The following is a 13,637-nucleotide window of genomic DNA, read 5'->3' as shown; positions in this document are numbered from 1 at the left end:
ATTAAAAATAAAGGCAATGTAAAGTATATTGCAGCTTAAATGCCGATTAGCTTAAAATGACTTTACCATCAAAGCCTCATTGCTCAACCTCCATCCCAGAGTGCGATTGCCTCCGGCACTGCGCTTTAGCGCAATCGCTACCTTTCTTTGTTCCTTAGTATACCTGTACTAAATTTAGATGCGTTTGCCCTGGTTGGCGAATGGGATTGGAGCGGTTTGTTATGCGGTCAACCCACTGGCATTAGTTGGTGGTTTAGTCGGTGGTGCTGCGTGGCTATGGTTTGTTGTCGAACATTCCAACAGAACCAAGGAGATTGCACCTTTACCCTTTATACGTGGCAACTTTATAGACGCTCTAGCTCTTTTGGGAGATTATGATGCTAGGAGCAATTATCAAGCGGATTATCTTGCCAATACTGTTAAATTCCTAGAACGACACGAGGCAGAAGAGTACACCTTTGTTCATGCTGAGTTTGAAAATATTGTCCAGTATTTAACGCAAGTTGAGCCAGGAAAACGTTTTTATGCTTATCGCTGGATGTTTGGCTGGTTTAGCAAGCTCAAGGGTCGTCAGCTACCGACTTATGAAAGCATGGCTCTTCATTTACAGAATGTGACAATTGACAGCCGGATGAATCGGTTGGAGGTAAATGCCATCACGCAGGCAAACGTCCAGTTACCACCGACCGTAGATATCAAGCAGTTTCACTCACCGCAGGTAGATATTGGGCAGACGAACCAAGCTGCTTCTGTTTCTAAACCTACAGAGTTACAGTCATCAGCTGATGGGCTTGTACCAGAGACTATAATTAATCTCCCTCTGATTAATAGGGCAAACGCACTCATCGCGGCTTTAACGAAAAGTGGTTTCCAAGTAGAAGATATGATGAGTTCCCAAGTCATTGCGATCGCTGGTACTCAACGAGGTGGCAAGGGAACCTTAGCAGCAATCTTGGCAACATTATCTACTGCACTTGACCCCGGATTAAACACCCAATACTTTACAGCCGGGGTGGACGTTTACCCCTTTGCCTGCAACTTGACCTCTGCCCTTAAGTACCCGGATATTAATGCGGATGGGGCTGATCAACTCGTCGCTCGTGATTTATTGAAATTTCTTAAAGCCTTAGATGGAAGCGAACCTTACTCCCATAAAAACTTACTTATCGTGATTGATGAAGCGATGCGGTTGCTGTCATTGTTGGAGGAAAGCGAGCGCACCTGGGCGATTCAATATTTACTTTCTCGCTTCGCTAAGTCTGGTGGTACATTAATTATCGTATTGCATGGCTCTAACCTGACAAGCGTGGTCGGTAAAGCTACGGCTGGACTGGCAGATACCTTTAAACAATCGGTTAACTTTATTGGTTGTGTAGCTGTTGCGGTTAGCGCTGGTGGTCTACGCAAAATAAATGTTGCTAGTGGAGAATATTTCAAAGCCAACCCTAATAACTTTGGAGAACCTGTTAGTGGTGGCAATCTGGGCATAATTCCCGAATGGCTAAAGACCCATTTGCATCCAGGCAATGGGCAACCAGATCCAGCCAGAACATTACTTCAGTTCTTCCCAGAATTAGTTCAACAGCATGAAAAGGCAGTCATACCCAGAGGGGAGAAGATTGCCCCATCAGATGCAGTTAAACATCTGGAGTCCATTTTTTCAAAGCCTTATCAAGAAGTGGAATTTCTGGAAGTAGAATCCATTAGTATTTCTGAGGCTGATAAAGATAAGATTGTAGCAATCGTTGCAGCTACTGCTAGTCCTCCAACTTCTTTTGCTGCTATCAGAAACAGCCGCAAGTGGGGCGAAGAGAAAAAGAGTGTTCTTTACTTGAGAAATGCCCTATCACAATTGATTGACACTAACCGATTGTGCGGAAATGAAAAAGATGGTTTCAGCATTTTTAACATTAATCACTAATATTTGTTACAGTTCTCGTCGAGTTCCGGTCAAGTTCCGGTCGAGTTCCGGTATTCTTACACCTTCAAATACGGCTGAAAAATAGAGTCTTTTTATTTCTCCAGCAAGACTTAATTTTTCTAAACATTGTCTGGAATGTCGGAGCATAGGAAGTTTAAAAATGAGTGATAAATTAACCACAGCATTGCAAAAATTAGCCATAAGTCCAGTTAAGGCAGACAGATTGGCTATCGAACGCCTAGAAAAACAGTACGGCGCTTCTTTACTAGAAATTACCAATGAGCTTGAAAATTATGCCATAGTCCATCAATCCATATCAGACGAAAGGGCTAAACCCAAAAATCAGTTGATTATCCTTTGCTGCTATGGCTGTCTTTGGGGTGCAGTTATCGGAATTGCGACGTTATTTATTAAGCCCGGTGTGACTGTGGCAGCGATTGGGTTGGGTTTTACGGCTGGGGTGTCTAGGAAATTGTTGGTTAAAAAAGAGGATTGAAATTATACCTATAGCTGTAAGTGTATCACCTATAGGTGTACGCTATTTGCTGGAAACCTCTAAGGATAAAGACGATACTCGCTAAGTCAAGTTTCTCCGTAGGTACTTTTACATGCTATTTGCGGTCGTTAACTCCTATAATCGCATCTCAAGAATTATTTCTAATCAACTGTAACAAGATAGACTCAAGACTTTGTAATGCTGCGTTTGTGGTGCGTTGATGTTCTTCAAAATTACGCTGATGTTGTTCATGGCTATCACGTAACTCAAGTAACACATCATCCAAAATGGCACTACGACCCAAAACACGGTCAACGTTACTAGTAAGCTCTCTCATTTCTTGGCTTAGTTCATCCAATTGTGTCTGGGTGTTAGCTTGCCTGATAGTTAAATTGTCTAATTGCTCTTGTGTTCTAGTTTGTCTTTCAGCCAACCCCAAGATTATTTGTTCAATACGGTCTATTCTGTTAGGGAAGTATTCGGGTGTGTCAGTCATTTTCCTTGTGTTGAACTTCTACAATTTTACTTTCTCGTTTGATTCAACGTTCTCAAACTTTGATAACAAGGGTTAACACTTTACCCTTCGCGTACCCTTCCCCATTGGCAATCGCTTAAATATCACCTCCATCTGCACTAATGGGCTATGTGATGTAAGACTTCTGCAAATCTAATTTCTTCTTGGGCTGGAGTTGTCATCATCGTCTAATTACCAGTTTGGTGGACATTGCTCTATTCCCGGCTTTGTTGTTAGCCACAAAGTATCATCAGCGTTGGGAAATCGAAAATACTATTGATGAGCTAAAAACCCATCTTAATGGGCGTAAAACTCCTAGTCGTTCTCTCAAACCCGAATGGCACGCTTGAAAAGAGAAAATCGCCCTCTGCATTCCTTACGCTGCATACCATTCAGCTTAACTTAGTGCCATTCCTCTCAAACCCCGTGAAGTTGTTCAAGAAATCTATGGTTGGCTTTTAAGCCATTATGCAGCTCGCACTTTAGTGTTCCAAGCCGCGACTGCTGCTGAAATATCTCCATTACGTCTAGGTTTTACTGGTACTCTCAAAGTTAAACGCCTGTGCTATTGCTGATTTCCAACATGCTAATAGTGAGCAACTACCCAATATTCTCCAAGTTAATTCTGCTCTGTCTTGGAGCAAAAAATCCCTCCAAGACAGGGCAGAACAAATCCCAGAGTGTTCTAAGTTTCCAGCGAGAATTCCAATCCACAGAGGAGCAGGTACTAAACGTCAACCACTCACTTTTTTTATTCTCAATACTGCTAAACTCTTAACCGAGAAGTATTGCGTCACCATATTCTCTTAAAGGATGACCCAGAAAAAATGGTGACAAATTCAAACTGAATGAATCTTTTAGATGGAGTGAAGTTACTCAAAGCACAGAAGTAAATCATGCAAAAGTAGGCCGAGTCAAGATTAATTATTGTTGTTTGAGTACTTCTTCAACTTCTGCTAATTTTTGGCGTAGTACTTGTTGAAACTCTATTAATTGGGATGGCTCTGTATTCTTTAACGACTCTACAGAGACTTTTTGTAGACGATGAGATGTTTGTATTAATGACTTATTAACGGTTTTATCTGATGCTAAAGGTTTTACTTGAGATGCCACCACTTCACTCACTAATTTTCTTGTAGCAATAACAGATAGTTTTTCCTCGATTACTTTGTGGGTAATTTTTTCTCTAATTAATTTTGCTTTATCTTCGGGTAGCCCTAAATTTTTTGCAGAAAGTTTATGCAATGCCAGTGCATGAACACCTTTAAGTCCACTTCTTATAGCAATTTTTAAATCTTCTGGTAAGGCTAGCATAGGAAAAATATTGGCATCGATTGAAGCTGGATTTAACTGTAAATCTAGCAGTATCCTTAACACTGCCTTTTCTGATTCACTTAAATCTAAAATTTCTAGTGCTTGCTCTTGTTCTGTTGCATCAGACGTGATTAGGTCTACAATCGACTGTATTCGCTTTTGTGCGTTTAAACGCCGTATAACGGTTGAAAGAATGCGTGGAACATCTTGTAAATTTAATCCAGTAACTGTAGATAATTCGCGTACTATTGCCTCGGCTTTATCGAGAGGATTAAGATCCTCTCGATGAAGAGAAGTTAGCAGAGCTTTGCGGTGTAAACTTACGGGTTCTGAAATTATAACTGCTTGTATTTTTTCCCAGCCTAAAACTTTAGCACTGCGCCAGCGTCGCTCTCCATCAAATATTAATAAATGATTGGCTCTTTGAATTAGAATAACTGGTTGTAACTGTCCATCGCTTTTAAGAGAGCGAGACATTGATTCAATACTTTCAGGTAAAAATGTTTGTCTAGGTTGTTCAAGGTTTGGCTGAATTTGTTCGAGAGGAATTGTTAGAACTCCTGATTGAGACTGAAGTTGTTTTCGCAACTCTTCGAGTTGTGCTTCTAAATCCGTAGAATTTTGGGAACGCAGTTCTTCAATCTCTGCTCTTAATTGCTGTATCTCTTCCTCTGCTTTAGATAACTGCTGAGATTGCTTTGCACCTGAAAAATAATTTGTGAGATTGGTACTATTACGAGCGCACATAATTATTTAGTCTTTTTATTTGTTTTAGGCTTTCCAATTAGAGTTACAAGATAAGAACTAATGTCCTTAAAGTCGTCCTTGGCAGGATGTCCAGGGCGATAAATATGCAATGGTAATCCCTGACCACTAGCATTGACAAACTCTGCGCTATCTCGAATTGGCAGAAAAGCTCGAATTTTCATTTCTTTTAACTGTTCAGGTAATGCAGCAAGCATTTGTCGATGGGTACTTCTCCTAGCATCATATTGATTAGGTACAAAACCTAAAATTTCTGGAGCGGGATTTAAGCGTAAGTGTTTGCAATGGTAGTAGTACCACTCTAATAAATGTGCGGCCCCTTGAATTGATTTTGGCTCTAACTGTACAGGAATAATCATATGTGTAGAAGCTGCTAGAGCCATTAAAGGTAATGGGCCCAAAGTAGCTGGACAATCAAAAATAATGACATCGTGCATTAAGGAGTAATCAGTTAAGCAATCTGCTAATAGGTAGGCTCCTCGTTTATGAAGGACAAGTTCATCTGCTGTTTGGGTTAATATCATTCCTCCCTGGCATACTGCAACTTTGTTAGTATACTGACTCCAACATGGAGTTAATGGCCAAGCACCGTCGAATTTATCTTTAAGAACCGCTGCTAAGGTTTGTTCCGGCTCTGGTGGATTCAAACCACAGAATAATGTCAATGATCCTTGGGGATCGAGGTCTAGCAAAGCTACATTATATTGATGTTTTGCTAGCTCGTAAGCTAAATGAACCGAAAGTGTAGTTTTACCACTACCTCCGGCATTGCTAATTACAGCTAGTCGAATTTGCATAATCTGATTTTGATTGCTGTTTCAAGAACCTACGTTAATGTCTCGATATCATATATCAATATATGATGATCTGAATTATCTACCTTAGCGCCCAATATCGTATATCAATATACTCGCCATTCGCGTAATTGGAAGTAAATATTGCTGATTCGTGGAAGTAGCACCAAGAATCTGCTTTCATGAAAATTTATCCTGGACTTTCAGTTATACCCGAATAAATTTACCACTCAACCCCAAAAGATGAAGAATCTTCTCCTGCAAAGGAATCAAAGGAGTAACGTGTTCATAGTGTTGACTCCGTACCTCAAGGATAGTGAGGGTAATGTTATCGAAAACCTTCAATAATCTCTCGGTCGTCGGGCGCTTGGTGACTTGAGTTTTATTTTCTCCTGTAGCCCGGTCAAAGATTTACCCGATTGCTCTAGTTGGCGACGCACAACAAATTCAATTGTACGCCTTATGTGAATTAAGCCACAGGATGCTGTTCAAAAGTAAGGACATCAATACCAAAACGCGCTCCGCAGAAAAATACGTAGAGTATGGCTGGTGATTTTAGCGGCAACATGAACGCACAGAGCATCAAATTTCTTTCTCAGCAGACGTTCCAAATTACGTCCGGTATTTTGTACCTCGTTAAATACGCCTTCCACACGTTCTCCCAAGCTATTTAATAAACCAATCAATTGCTTTTGGCTGTTGTTGTAGTTGGTTAGGGACTTCCAGAAAATAAATTATCCAATTTATTCAGATAATATTTTTCTTTCTCCCCCTGCTCTCCGAAGTTGCTCCACTTGGGGAGCCACCCAGTTGGACGGGTTAAGAGGCTTGAAGGGAGTGGCGTGAAACCCCAAGACCGCACTTCTCTCCTGCTCCCTGCCCCCCGAAGTTTGCTTGGAGGGAAACCCTCCTGGCAACTTCTCTTCCTGCCAACACAGCGATAGGATATTTTTTTAGTTGGAAGTCCCTTAGCTGGATAGGGGGTGAAAATCTGATTACCTGTGGTTTTGGAAATATCGCTCTGCCTTTGACCACCAATAAATCCTTTGAAAGCCTTGATGCGACAGCCACGAACGCACTCTAAAACTGATTGAGCTGCTAGGCGTTCATCAGTACTGGCAGGCACTAAAAAGTAAACTAGGGGTATGCCTTTGAGAGTAATGATGAGTACCAATTTGTAGCCAAAGTAATTCATTTTCTGACTGGCACACCAACCATAATCAGTACTGCCTGTAAAATCACTTTGACGTTTATCACGCTTGTAGCCAACTACTGGTACTGGTTTTGTATCCAACAGTAGGGTGCGCTCGGCATATTGCTCCCAATTCCAAAACCTAGAAACGTCTTAATTCTTCCAGCATTCTTTCCAAACGTCTAGCTCGTCGGTTGAACTGGCTTTGGTCTAACAGTTTTGGGAAGAGGCTCAAATAGTTTGCCCGCACAAACCCTAAAAACTGCTGTTCTCCTGGGTATGGGAAAAAATCCATTGCGACCAATAACGTTAACATCTCACTATTTGTGAATCTCGGTGATGGCCCTGGCAATAACGGTATATAACGATAGCCTTTTTGCTGATACCAGTCATCTAAAGCGCACAAAAATTGTTGTCAACAGGGTCGAACTGTCTACCATATTCATTGGGAGACCTCAAGCTTTGGTGTAGTTACCTTTATCTTGCGGTTTCCCCTTCTTTTTTACTACCCCAACTCACATAAGCCGTAATGTGTTAAATTGTCTGCTCTCAGCATTTGATTTTTTGTTTTGAACATTTTTTAAACTATTGATGGGCAAGTTTCATGAACTGACAAGGCTGAAGAGCCGATTATACCCTCATTAATTTTTAAGTAATTCTATATTTTGAGCAATGTGCCTGAAGCAAGAAGATAATTTTTGTAATACTTGTTGAAAATATGTCTAATCTTATACATACGCTGTGGTTATACTTACCTTTTCTTAAAACAACACTTTTGTTGCCTGAATGAAAAATATTTCAAAAATTGCTTATAGGGGTTAAGTAGGGGTTATATATACCCTATTAATAATTTGGATTTTTAATGAAAATTTAACACCTATATAGGGAATATATAGGGGTTACTTAGGGTATATTTTGTTGATTAATAATTTGTACCCCAATTGACCCCCAAGAAGCTTCTGATAAGCTTTTGAAGTTAGGGAACAAATAGGTATTGAACACAGGAGAATTTTGCAGGAACTTCTCCTCCTTGCACAAGCGCCCTCTTCCTCCCCTAGTTTGCCTGAACAGATAACTTTCTTAACCAAACTGTATTAACTTGACCCCTATGTCTAACATTCACGCGTTGCAAAAAATTTTTCCGGCGGGCTTTGATAACGGTTACGGCAGCCTGAAACTTTTAGTCGATGGCAATGATATTGTTCGTGTCCCCAGCTATATTTCTTCTGTTGAGATGGAAGATGTCCCAGGACGAGTAGTTTTTAATGGCACGGCTTACACAGTGGGCGAATCTGCTTTCCGTACAGGTTATCATTTTGAACGCAACACAGATCATAATGAAAACAAGGTCAACAATGCGCTGATTACATTATTGGGTGCATTAGCACATCTGCCACACCGTAAGGCTTGGCATTTAAAGTTAGTTGTCAGTTTACATGATGTTGGTCTGGCTGATGAATTGAAACAAGTACTCAACGGTGAATTTGTAACAGTACTGAGACAGGCAAATTCTTGGAGTCTGCTTTTTGAGCCATTTCTTACAGCCTAACTTACAGCATAATATAGTCCCGTATCTTCAAAAAAATCCCAACCGATACCGGATCTATCCTTGCCCTTGCACGAATGGCACGCTTGAAAAGCTCTTTAGGCTGGGGAGGCTGGGGGAGTAAAGAGGAAAACTTGTATTTATCAATACTGAAATAGCGTTGAATTCACTTATTTATTTGTCTCCCCCAGCTCCCCCTGCTTGCCTCAACAAATAACTAAACTTAGTGCCATTCGCCCTTGCACCCTGACACAAAATCGCGTTGCTCCCGTAAATTAGCCTGTACCCTAGAAATAGACTATTGAGGCTGTATCTATCACGCGAAAGCACAATAACATGGCTTTTTCTGATGAATGTCATCGCTATCGGAGCTTGCACCCAGCACAGATAATCTTTTGTCTAGTTACTTCCATCTTGCTACACTCTACTTTACTGATGGTGAGCAAATATTGGCTCAAAGCCTTTATGCCTGAGCCTAAGCAAGAGATTCCAATTGAAGTAGTTGAAGTTTTTCCTAATCAAACACACATACCCCCAAAAACCTCATTCCGGGCTACTAAAGATTCTATTGCGGGTGGTAAAGCTTTACCAAAAAGACCTGTTTCTGCTGTATTACCGCGAGATGCACATAGAGCCTCTAGCAAAAGTCCTTCTGACTTATCTCCCGTTAAAGTATTCCAGCCAGGAACAGGACAGCAGAAAGCAGAATTACCAAATTCATCTTCTCAACAACCTAAACCGCAAAAAACAAAGTCCGCATCTGCAACCAGACCACCCGCACCCAAGCCTAAGGCAGTAGCACCGACCACACTACCAACACCCACTATTGAGCCAACGGCGCTCACAAGGGTAACCAGACCACCAGTACCCAAGCCTAAGACAGTAGCACCGACCACATTACCAACACCCACTACTGAGCCAACGGCGCTCACAAGGGTAACCAGACCACCCGCACCCAAGCCTCAAAAAATAGCAGTAGCGCCGACTACACCACCAGCGCCTAAAATTGAGCCAACAGCGCACAACAGAGCTATTACATCACCAGTACCCAATCCTAATAACTTAATCCAGCCGGGAACTAGATTAAGTGGGCGAACACCTTCTCAAACTCGGCCTTCTCATTACACAGGTGCAGCAGGTTTGCTGGGTGGTACTGTGAGTGTATCTAGCCGGAATTTTAGCGGTGATAATCTGGCTGCCTCACCTAATTCCAACCGCGATCGCAAAACGACTTCTGGTATTGATGCCCAAAGTCAAGATATAGATATTACCTCTTATTTAAATCAATTACGCCAACGAGTCAAGCAGCAGTGGCTACCAGGAATGAGCCAATCTGACCGGCGAACAGTGCTTAACTTCAGTGTTAACCGTTCAGGTCAACTGAGCAATCTCCAGCTTGCACAAACTTCTGGATTCAGCCTCAGCGATCAAGCCGCACTCAACGCTATACAGCGAGCTGCGCCCTTTGCACCTTTGCCTACAGGTTATCCCAACAAATACATCCATATTCAATTTACATTTGATATCAATGTTTATGGGGAGCTAAATTTATCGGGGGATGGTGGCTAACAACAGGCAAGCGATTAATCAAAAGTCAGAAACTCAAGTGATGTCAAAGTTCAAAGTGCTTTATTGCAAGCATTTTAACTGCCATCAAATCTCCGTTCTACTATTTTTTATCTCCAAATTTATATTTCGGGCAGGTCTAATGCTCGCTGTCCTTTATTAGCCGCAAATATCGGATAGTTAACTTTAAATCTTTCCGTAGATATATAACAGTCAAGCAGCTAAAACTTGTCCCGTGCGCCCAATACCGGCAGAGCACTGAACAGCAACCTTCTGATGATTCTGCTTGGCGGCAGCTAAGAACGGTAAAATTTGGTGGATGATAATTTCAGGAGCGGCAAAAGGTTTTAAACTAAATTATTAAGAATTTTATCAAAATGATTACTGAACAAACAGAAATACAAAGGAAGCAGGAAATACCTACAGGGATATTTCAAGCTATTGGCGTGATCACAGGTGATGTTAGCTTCATCTTTGAAGAACAGAGAAATAAATATATTGCAAACATCACGATTGGGCAGTACCAGTACAACCTATTCCCCAATGGTTCATCATGGAGCAAATCGGCATCTTTTAATGGTTTGAGAAAGCAAATAGAATCTACAGGGATTAGTAAACAAAAATTGATTGTTTACCCCAAGATTACGCACTATCCAGCCAAAGAGCAGCAACATAAGGTTGCATTTCAATTAGTTGCATTTGAGAAAGAAAATGTCGAGAATTCAATCTCCAGGGAATTAAGCGACCTAGAATTTAAGCTTTCCGGCTTGTGGCAATTCATTCCAGTTTGTAGAACTCCATGCATAACTGTAATGAAGAATTTCACCGATGAACGCTTGGAGTACATTAAGCAGGCTGAATTAAGCAGCAAGGTCAACTTCATGAAGGCTACTCACATTCCCTTGATGTGGAAAGATGCACCTGTAAATCCCTTTAGGTTTAATCCTAAAATACCGAAACAGGAGCAGGGAAAAGCAATGTTTGTAAGCATCAAGGCAAGGTTTATCCCCGGTAGAGACGTTTTTGGTTTCGATTCGTTGCTAGCACTACCACAAGATGAGCCACCAAAGTATTTGAAGGCTGGCAAGCAAGACAAGGCTCAAGTACTTAAAAGTAAGTTAGCAACAAGACGACAAAAATCTGGAAATGAACCTATTAAGCTAACGATTAAACCCAAAGTTGTTGGGGAAAATAATAACCAAATAGGGGTAAGTTCGACAGCAGAGATTGAAAAGCCAAAACTCAAAAGTAAAAACTAGCTTTTAGGTCATCAATCAATATATTCAGAAATTTAAATCTAATTGCATGGAAGCGAAAGGGAGCAAAATTTTGCCAATACTAGAGAAATCCGGGGTGTGTAGATTCGCTCCTCTGCCTCATGCGCTGCCATGAGAAAAGCCACTGTTACACCTTTGTTAAAAGCCTCTTGCACTAACCGAGTTGTCAAGGCTCCTGCTATGCCCCGTCGCCGAAAAGAGCTAACTACACCGATCACAGCAGCAACTTTGTGTTTCAATTGCTGATCAGGATTAATTGAAATATCTATGCAACAGTTCTCATGAATAGCATAAATAACCTTGTTCAACCACCTGAAAGACGGGCAACAATGCAACTGAAAGATGGTCGCCAGTTGGCGTGGTCTGAATGGGGGCCTGTTGATGGTATTCCAGTTTTGTTTTGTACTGGGGCAGGAATGAGTGGATGGCTTGGTTTTGGTGCAAGCGAGCTTCCTGATCTTGGCTTGAAACTGATTGCCCCTGACCGCCCTGGCGTTGGCTTATCAGACCCGCACCCTAACAAAACGTTATCCTCTTGGGTAGACGACACACAAGAATTTATTCAAGCTAATCATCTCGATAATGTTCTGTGCGTTGGCTTCTCTCAAGGCGCGCCGTTTGCATTTGCTCTTGCTGAGTGCAATCTTGTAATAGCTTTAGCAATTGTATCCGGGCAAGACGAACTTGCTCATCCGCGTTTGAAGCCGCTGTTACATCCAGATGTCGAAAGGATGATTACTGCTGTCCAACTTAACCCTGTGGAGTTTGAGCAGCACTTTGCACAGATGGCTACGCCAGATGGGATGTGGCAGTTAATTATTAGTATGAGTGCTGAATGCGACCGAGTTTTGTATGAAAGTGATGTATTCTGTGAAGCATACCAGCAAGCTTTGAAAGAAGGTTTTTCTCAGGGCGCACACCCTTACGCACGAGACCTTGTTAACGCCCTTAGTTCATGGTCTATGGCAGTGGAGGACATTACGGTTCCTGTGGATCTTTGGTATGGTGCTTTAGATACTAGTACAGTTCACTCACCTGATTTTGGTGCAACATTGGCTTTGCGCCTACCAAATACAACGCATACCGTAGACCCAAAACAAGGAGGCTCAATCCTCTGGACAAGAGCTAGAGATATTCTCGTCAAATTGAAATCTCATTTTGACGTCACATAAGTTAGTTTTTAGTTTGTGTAGGTGCTAAAACATTGAGGATAAGCAAAATTCTGATAACTTCGCACGAGTTTTTCTTGCTCTGACTATCTACGCAACGGGAGCCCCTAGCTATCTAATTGGTATGAAAGAGGCTGAGACTCAAGCACAGTAAGAAGTTCCTGATGTTGATTAACCAAAGCTTGTATTGTGGAAACTGGATTACGATGAAGGCGACGTTTCTGTTGGCGAGAAGCTTCAGCCAAAGCTAATCTAAGACGTTGAGTTTTATACTCAGTTAGAGGTACTTGTTGAATTTGTGCAAGTAATTGTTCTTCGCTTTGGGCAAGGAAGAGAACTTGATATTGCCCAAAATCTCGCAATTCGGCAGTTGATTTGCGCCCACTAATTCGCCGTTGATTATGACGTAAATGGCTAAATAAAGACTCGATTTTGAGATTATCAGGCGGTAAGCCTGGAATATCATAGCAGTGCAATAAGTTAGTGCCGTATTTGTTCCATAGGCGTTGTAACTTTTTCTTGAGAGCAAACTGTGCCGGATTCTGTTGATGGTCAGGTTGAAACATTTGTAATAGCTCTTCCATCTCACGCCGAACTTGAAAGCTTGTTAAAGGAATTTTCGTAGTTTGTGTAATATCAGTTACTTCATCTAAGGTGCAGCCAGAGTAATCCCGATAGCGCAAACAATCAGAAATTCGTTGCAACCATTGATGTGCTTGTTCTAAGTCCGACGCTACTGAATGATTGCTGCTCAACGCTTGGTCAACCCAAACTGACAACACAGACAAATAATCTGTATCAATTTCTCGGCATGGTAAACTACGTATAACTTCTCCGATAGCTAATAATTGCTGGTAGCCCATTAAACCACCCCAGCGAAAAGGTTTGCGGCTAGTACGATTTACACAATCCCTAATTGCAGCGCGAATCTGGGATTCGATTGCTGCTAGCTCTGCGTCTCGTGACAAATAGGAGATTGCTAAAAAAGGGGGCTAGAGTCTGGCTGTCTTGACTGAGTTGAGTCTTGGGGCCTTCAAGGGGCGACAAGAGAGCTAAAGTGCTTGCTGTATAAGCTTCATAGCT

11 protein-coding genes and 4 pseudogenes are annotated in these 13,637 nt (G+C 41.7%); 7 read left to right on the top strand and 8 right to left on the bottom strand.

Annotation, left to right across the window (positions count from 1 at the left end; all coding sequences use genetic code 11):
• The first annotated feature begins 178 nt into the window (after positions 1–178).
• Together AC5JL8_RS37660 and AC5JL8_RS37655 are read left to right on the top strand one after the other, a co-directional pair.
• Positions 179–1,921, top strand: a complete 1,743-nt coding sequence (locus AC5JL8_RS37660) for a hypothetical protein (RefSeq protein ID WP_495884785.1) — start codon at positions 179–181, stop codon at positions 1,919–1,921.
• Between the two features lie 160 nt (positions 1,922–2,081).
• On the top strand, positions 2,082–2,417 hold the full coding sequence (locus AC5JL8_RS37655; protein WP_495884784.1) for a hypothetical protein: 336 nt from the start codon (positions 2,082–2,084) through the stop codon (positions 2,415–2,417).
• A gap of 148 nt (positions 2,418–2,565) precedes the next feature.
• Here the strand turns inward: AC5JL8_RS37655 and AC5JL8_RS37650 are convergent, their stop codons facing one another.
• Positions 2,566–2,913: a hypothetical protein gene (locus tag AC5JL8_RS37650; RefSeq protein ID WP_495884783.1), complete on the bottom strand. Its 348-nt coding sequence runs from the start codon at positions 2,911–2,913 to the stop codon at positions 2,566–2,568.
• 200 nt (positions 2,914–3,113) lie between these two features.
• Here AC5JL8_RS37650 and AC5JL8_RS37645 point away from each other — a divergent pair.
• Positions 3,114–3,741 (top strand): annotated as a pseudogene (locus AC5JL8_RS37645) (transposase); the annotation flags it as partial.
• Between the two features lie 114 nt (positions 3,742–3,855).
• Here AC5JL8_RS37645 and AC5JL8_RS37640 read toward each other — a convergent pair.
• From AC5JL8_RS37640 to AC5JL8_RS37625, 4 genes and pseudogenes are all read right to left on the bottom strand, one after another.
• A complete protein-coding gene (locus tag AC5JL8_RS37640; RefSeq protein ID WP_495884782.1) occupies positions 3,856–4,992 on the bottom strand; it encodes a ParB/RepB/Spo0J family partition protein in 1,137 nt (378 codons plus the stop codon).
• Between the two features lie 2 nt (positions 4,993–4,994).
• The gene (locus AC5JL8_RS37635) at positions 4,995–5,807 is read right to left on the bottom strand and encodes a ParA family protein (RefSeq protein ID WP_495884781.1); all 813 of its coding nucleotides are present in this window, start codon (positions 5,805–5,807) and stop codon (positions 4,995–4,997) included.
• A 466-nt stretch (positions 5,808–6,273) separates the two neighbouring features.
• Positions 6,274–6,518: pseudogene (locus tag AC5JL8_RS37630) on the bottom strand (IS982 family transposase); the annotation flags it as partial.
• A gap of 255 nt (positions 6,519–6,773) precedes the next feature.
• Positions 6,774–7,436, bottom strand: a pseudogene (locus AC5JL8_RS37625) (transposase family protein); the annotation flags it as partial.
• Between the two features lie 668 nt (positions 7,437–8,104).
• Between AC5JL8_RS37625 and AC5JL8_RS37620 the strand changes: the two are divergent.
• Positions 8,105–8,494, top strand: a pseudogene (locus AC5JL8_RS37620) (ParM/StbA family protein); the annotation flags it as partial.
• A gap of 384 nt (positions 8,495–8,878) precedes the next feature.
• Complete coding sequence (locus AC5JL8_RS37615; protein ID WP_495884780.1) at positions 8,879–10,111, top strand: energy transducer TonB; 1,233 nt, start codon at positions 8,879–8,881, stop codon at positions 10,109–10,111.
• Between the two features lie 210 nt (positions 10,112–10,321).
• Here the strand turns inward: AC5JL8_RS37615 and AC5JL8_RS37610 are convergent, their stop codons facing one another.
• Positions 10,322–10,420, bottom strand: coding sequence for a protein-tyrosine phosphatase family protein (locus AC5JL8_RS37610; protein WP_495884786.1), 99 nt, complete (start codon positions 10,418–10,420; stop codon positions 10,322–10,324).
• 65 nt (positions 10,421–10,485) lie between these two features.
• On the opposite strand from AC5JL8_RS37610, the gene AC5JL8_RS37605 reads away from it, so the two are divergent.
• Complete coding sequence (locus tag AC5JL8_RS37605; protein WP_495884779.1) at positions 10,486–11,367, top strand: hypothetical protein; 882 nt, start codon at positions 10,486–10,488, stop codon at positions 11,365–11,367.
• 38 nt (positions 11,368–11,405) lie between these two features.
• On the opposite strand, the gene AC5JL8_RS37600 is transcribed toward AC5JL8_RS37605, so the two are convergent.
• Positions 11,406–11,693 carry a GNAT family N-acetyltransferase gene (locus tag AC5JL8_RS37600; protein WP_495884778.1) on the bottom strand — a complete coding sequence of 96 codons (288 nt, stop codon included), beginning with the start codon at positions 11,691–11,693 and terminating at the stop codon, positions 11,406–11,408.
• On the opposite strand from AC5JL8_RS37600, the gene AC5JL8_RS37595 reads away from it, so the two are divergent.
• Positions 11,667–12,557, top strand: a complete 891-nt coding sequence (locus AC5JL8_RS37595; protein WP_495884777.1) for an alpha/beta fold hydrolase — start codon at positions 11,667–11,669, stop codon at positions 12,555–12,557. The two genes, AC5JL8_RS37600 and AC5JL8_RS37595, sit on opposite strands and share 27 nt — an antisense overlap.
• A gap of 104 nt (positions 12,558–12,661) precedes the next feature.
• Here the strand turns inward: AC5JL8_RS37595 and AC5JL8_RS37590 are convergent, their stop codons facing one another.
• Positions 12,662–13,522: a hypothetical protein gene (locus AC5JL8_RS37590; protein ID WP_495884776.1), complete on the bottom strand. Its 861-nt coding sequence runs from the start codon at positions 13,520–13,522 to the stop codon at positions 12,662–12,664.
• Between the last annotated feature and the right edge of the window lie 115 nt (positions 13,523–13,637).

The organism is Mojavia sp. (assembly GCF_059505145.1).
This window is presented reverse-complemented; position numbering and strand designations above follow the sequence as displayed.

Bases quoted from the DNA above. Each gene is read 5' to 3' on its own strand.
- AC5JL8_RS37660 (WP_495884785.1), top strand. From the start codon at position 179: ATGCGTTTGCCCTGGTTGGCGAATGGGATTGGAGCGGTTTGTTATGCG.
- AC5JL8_RS37655 (WP_495884784.1), top strand. From the start codon at position 2,082: ATGAGTGATAAATTAACCACAGCATTGCAAAAATTAGCCATAAGTCCA.
- AC5JL8_RS37650 (WP_495884783.1), bottom strand. From the start codon at position 2,913: ATGACTGACACACCCGAATACTTCCCTAACAGAATAGACCGTATTGAA.
- AC5JL8_RS37640 (WP_495884782.1), bottom strand. From the start codon at position 4,992: ATGTGCGCTCGTAATAGTACCAATCTCACAAATTATTTTTCAGGTGCA.
- AC5JL8_RS37635 (WP_495884781.1), bottom strand. From the start codon at position 5,807: ATGCAAATTCGACTAGCTGTAATTAGCAATGCCGGAGGTAGTGGTAAA.
- AC5JL8_RS37615 (WP_495884780.1), top strand. From the start codon at position 8,879: ATGGCTTTTTCTGATGAATGTCATCGCTATCGGAGCTTGCACCCAGCA.
- AC5JL8_RS37605 (WP_495884779.1), top strand. From the start codon at position 10,486: ATGATTACTGAACAAACAGAAATACAAAGGAAGCAGGAAATACCTACA.
- AC5JL8_RS37595 (WP_495884777.1), top strand. From the start codon at position 11,667: ATGAATAGCATAAATAACCTTGTTCAACCACCTGAAAGACGGGCAACA.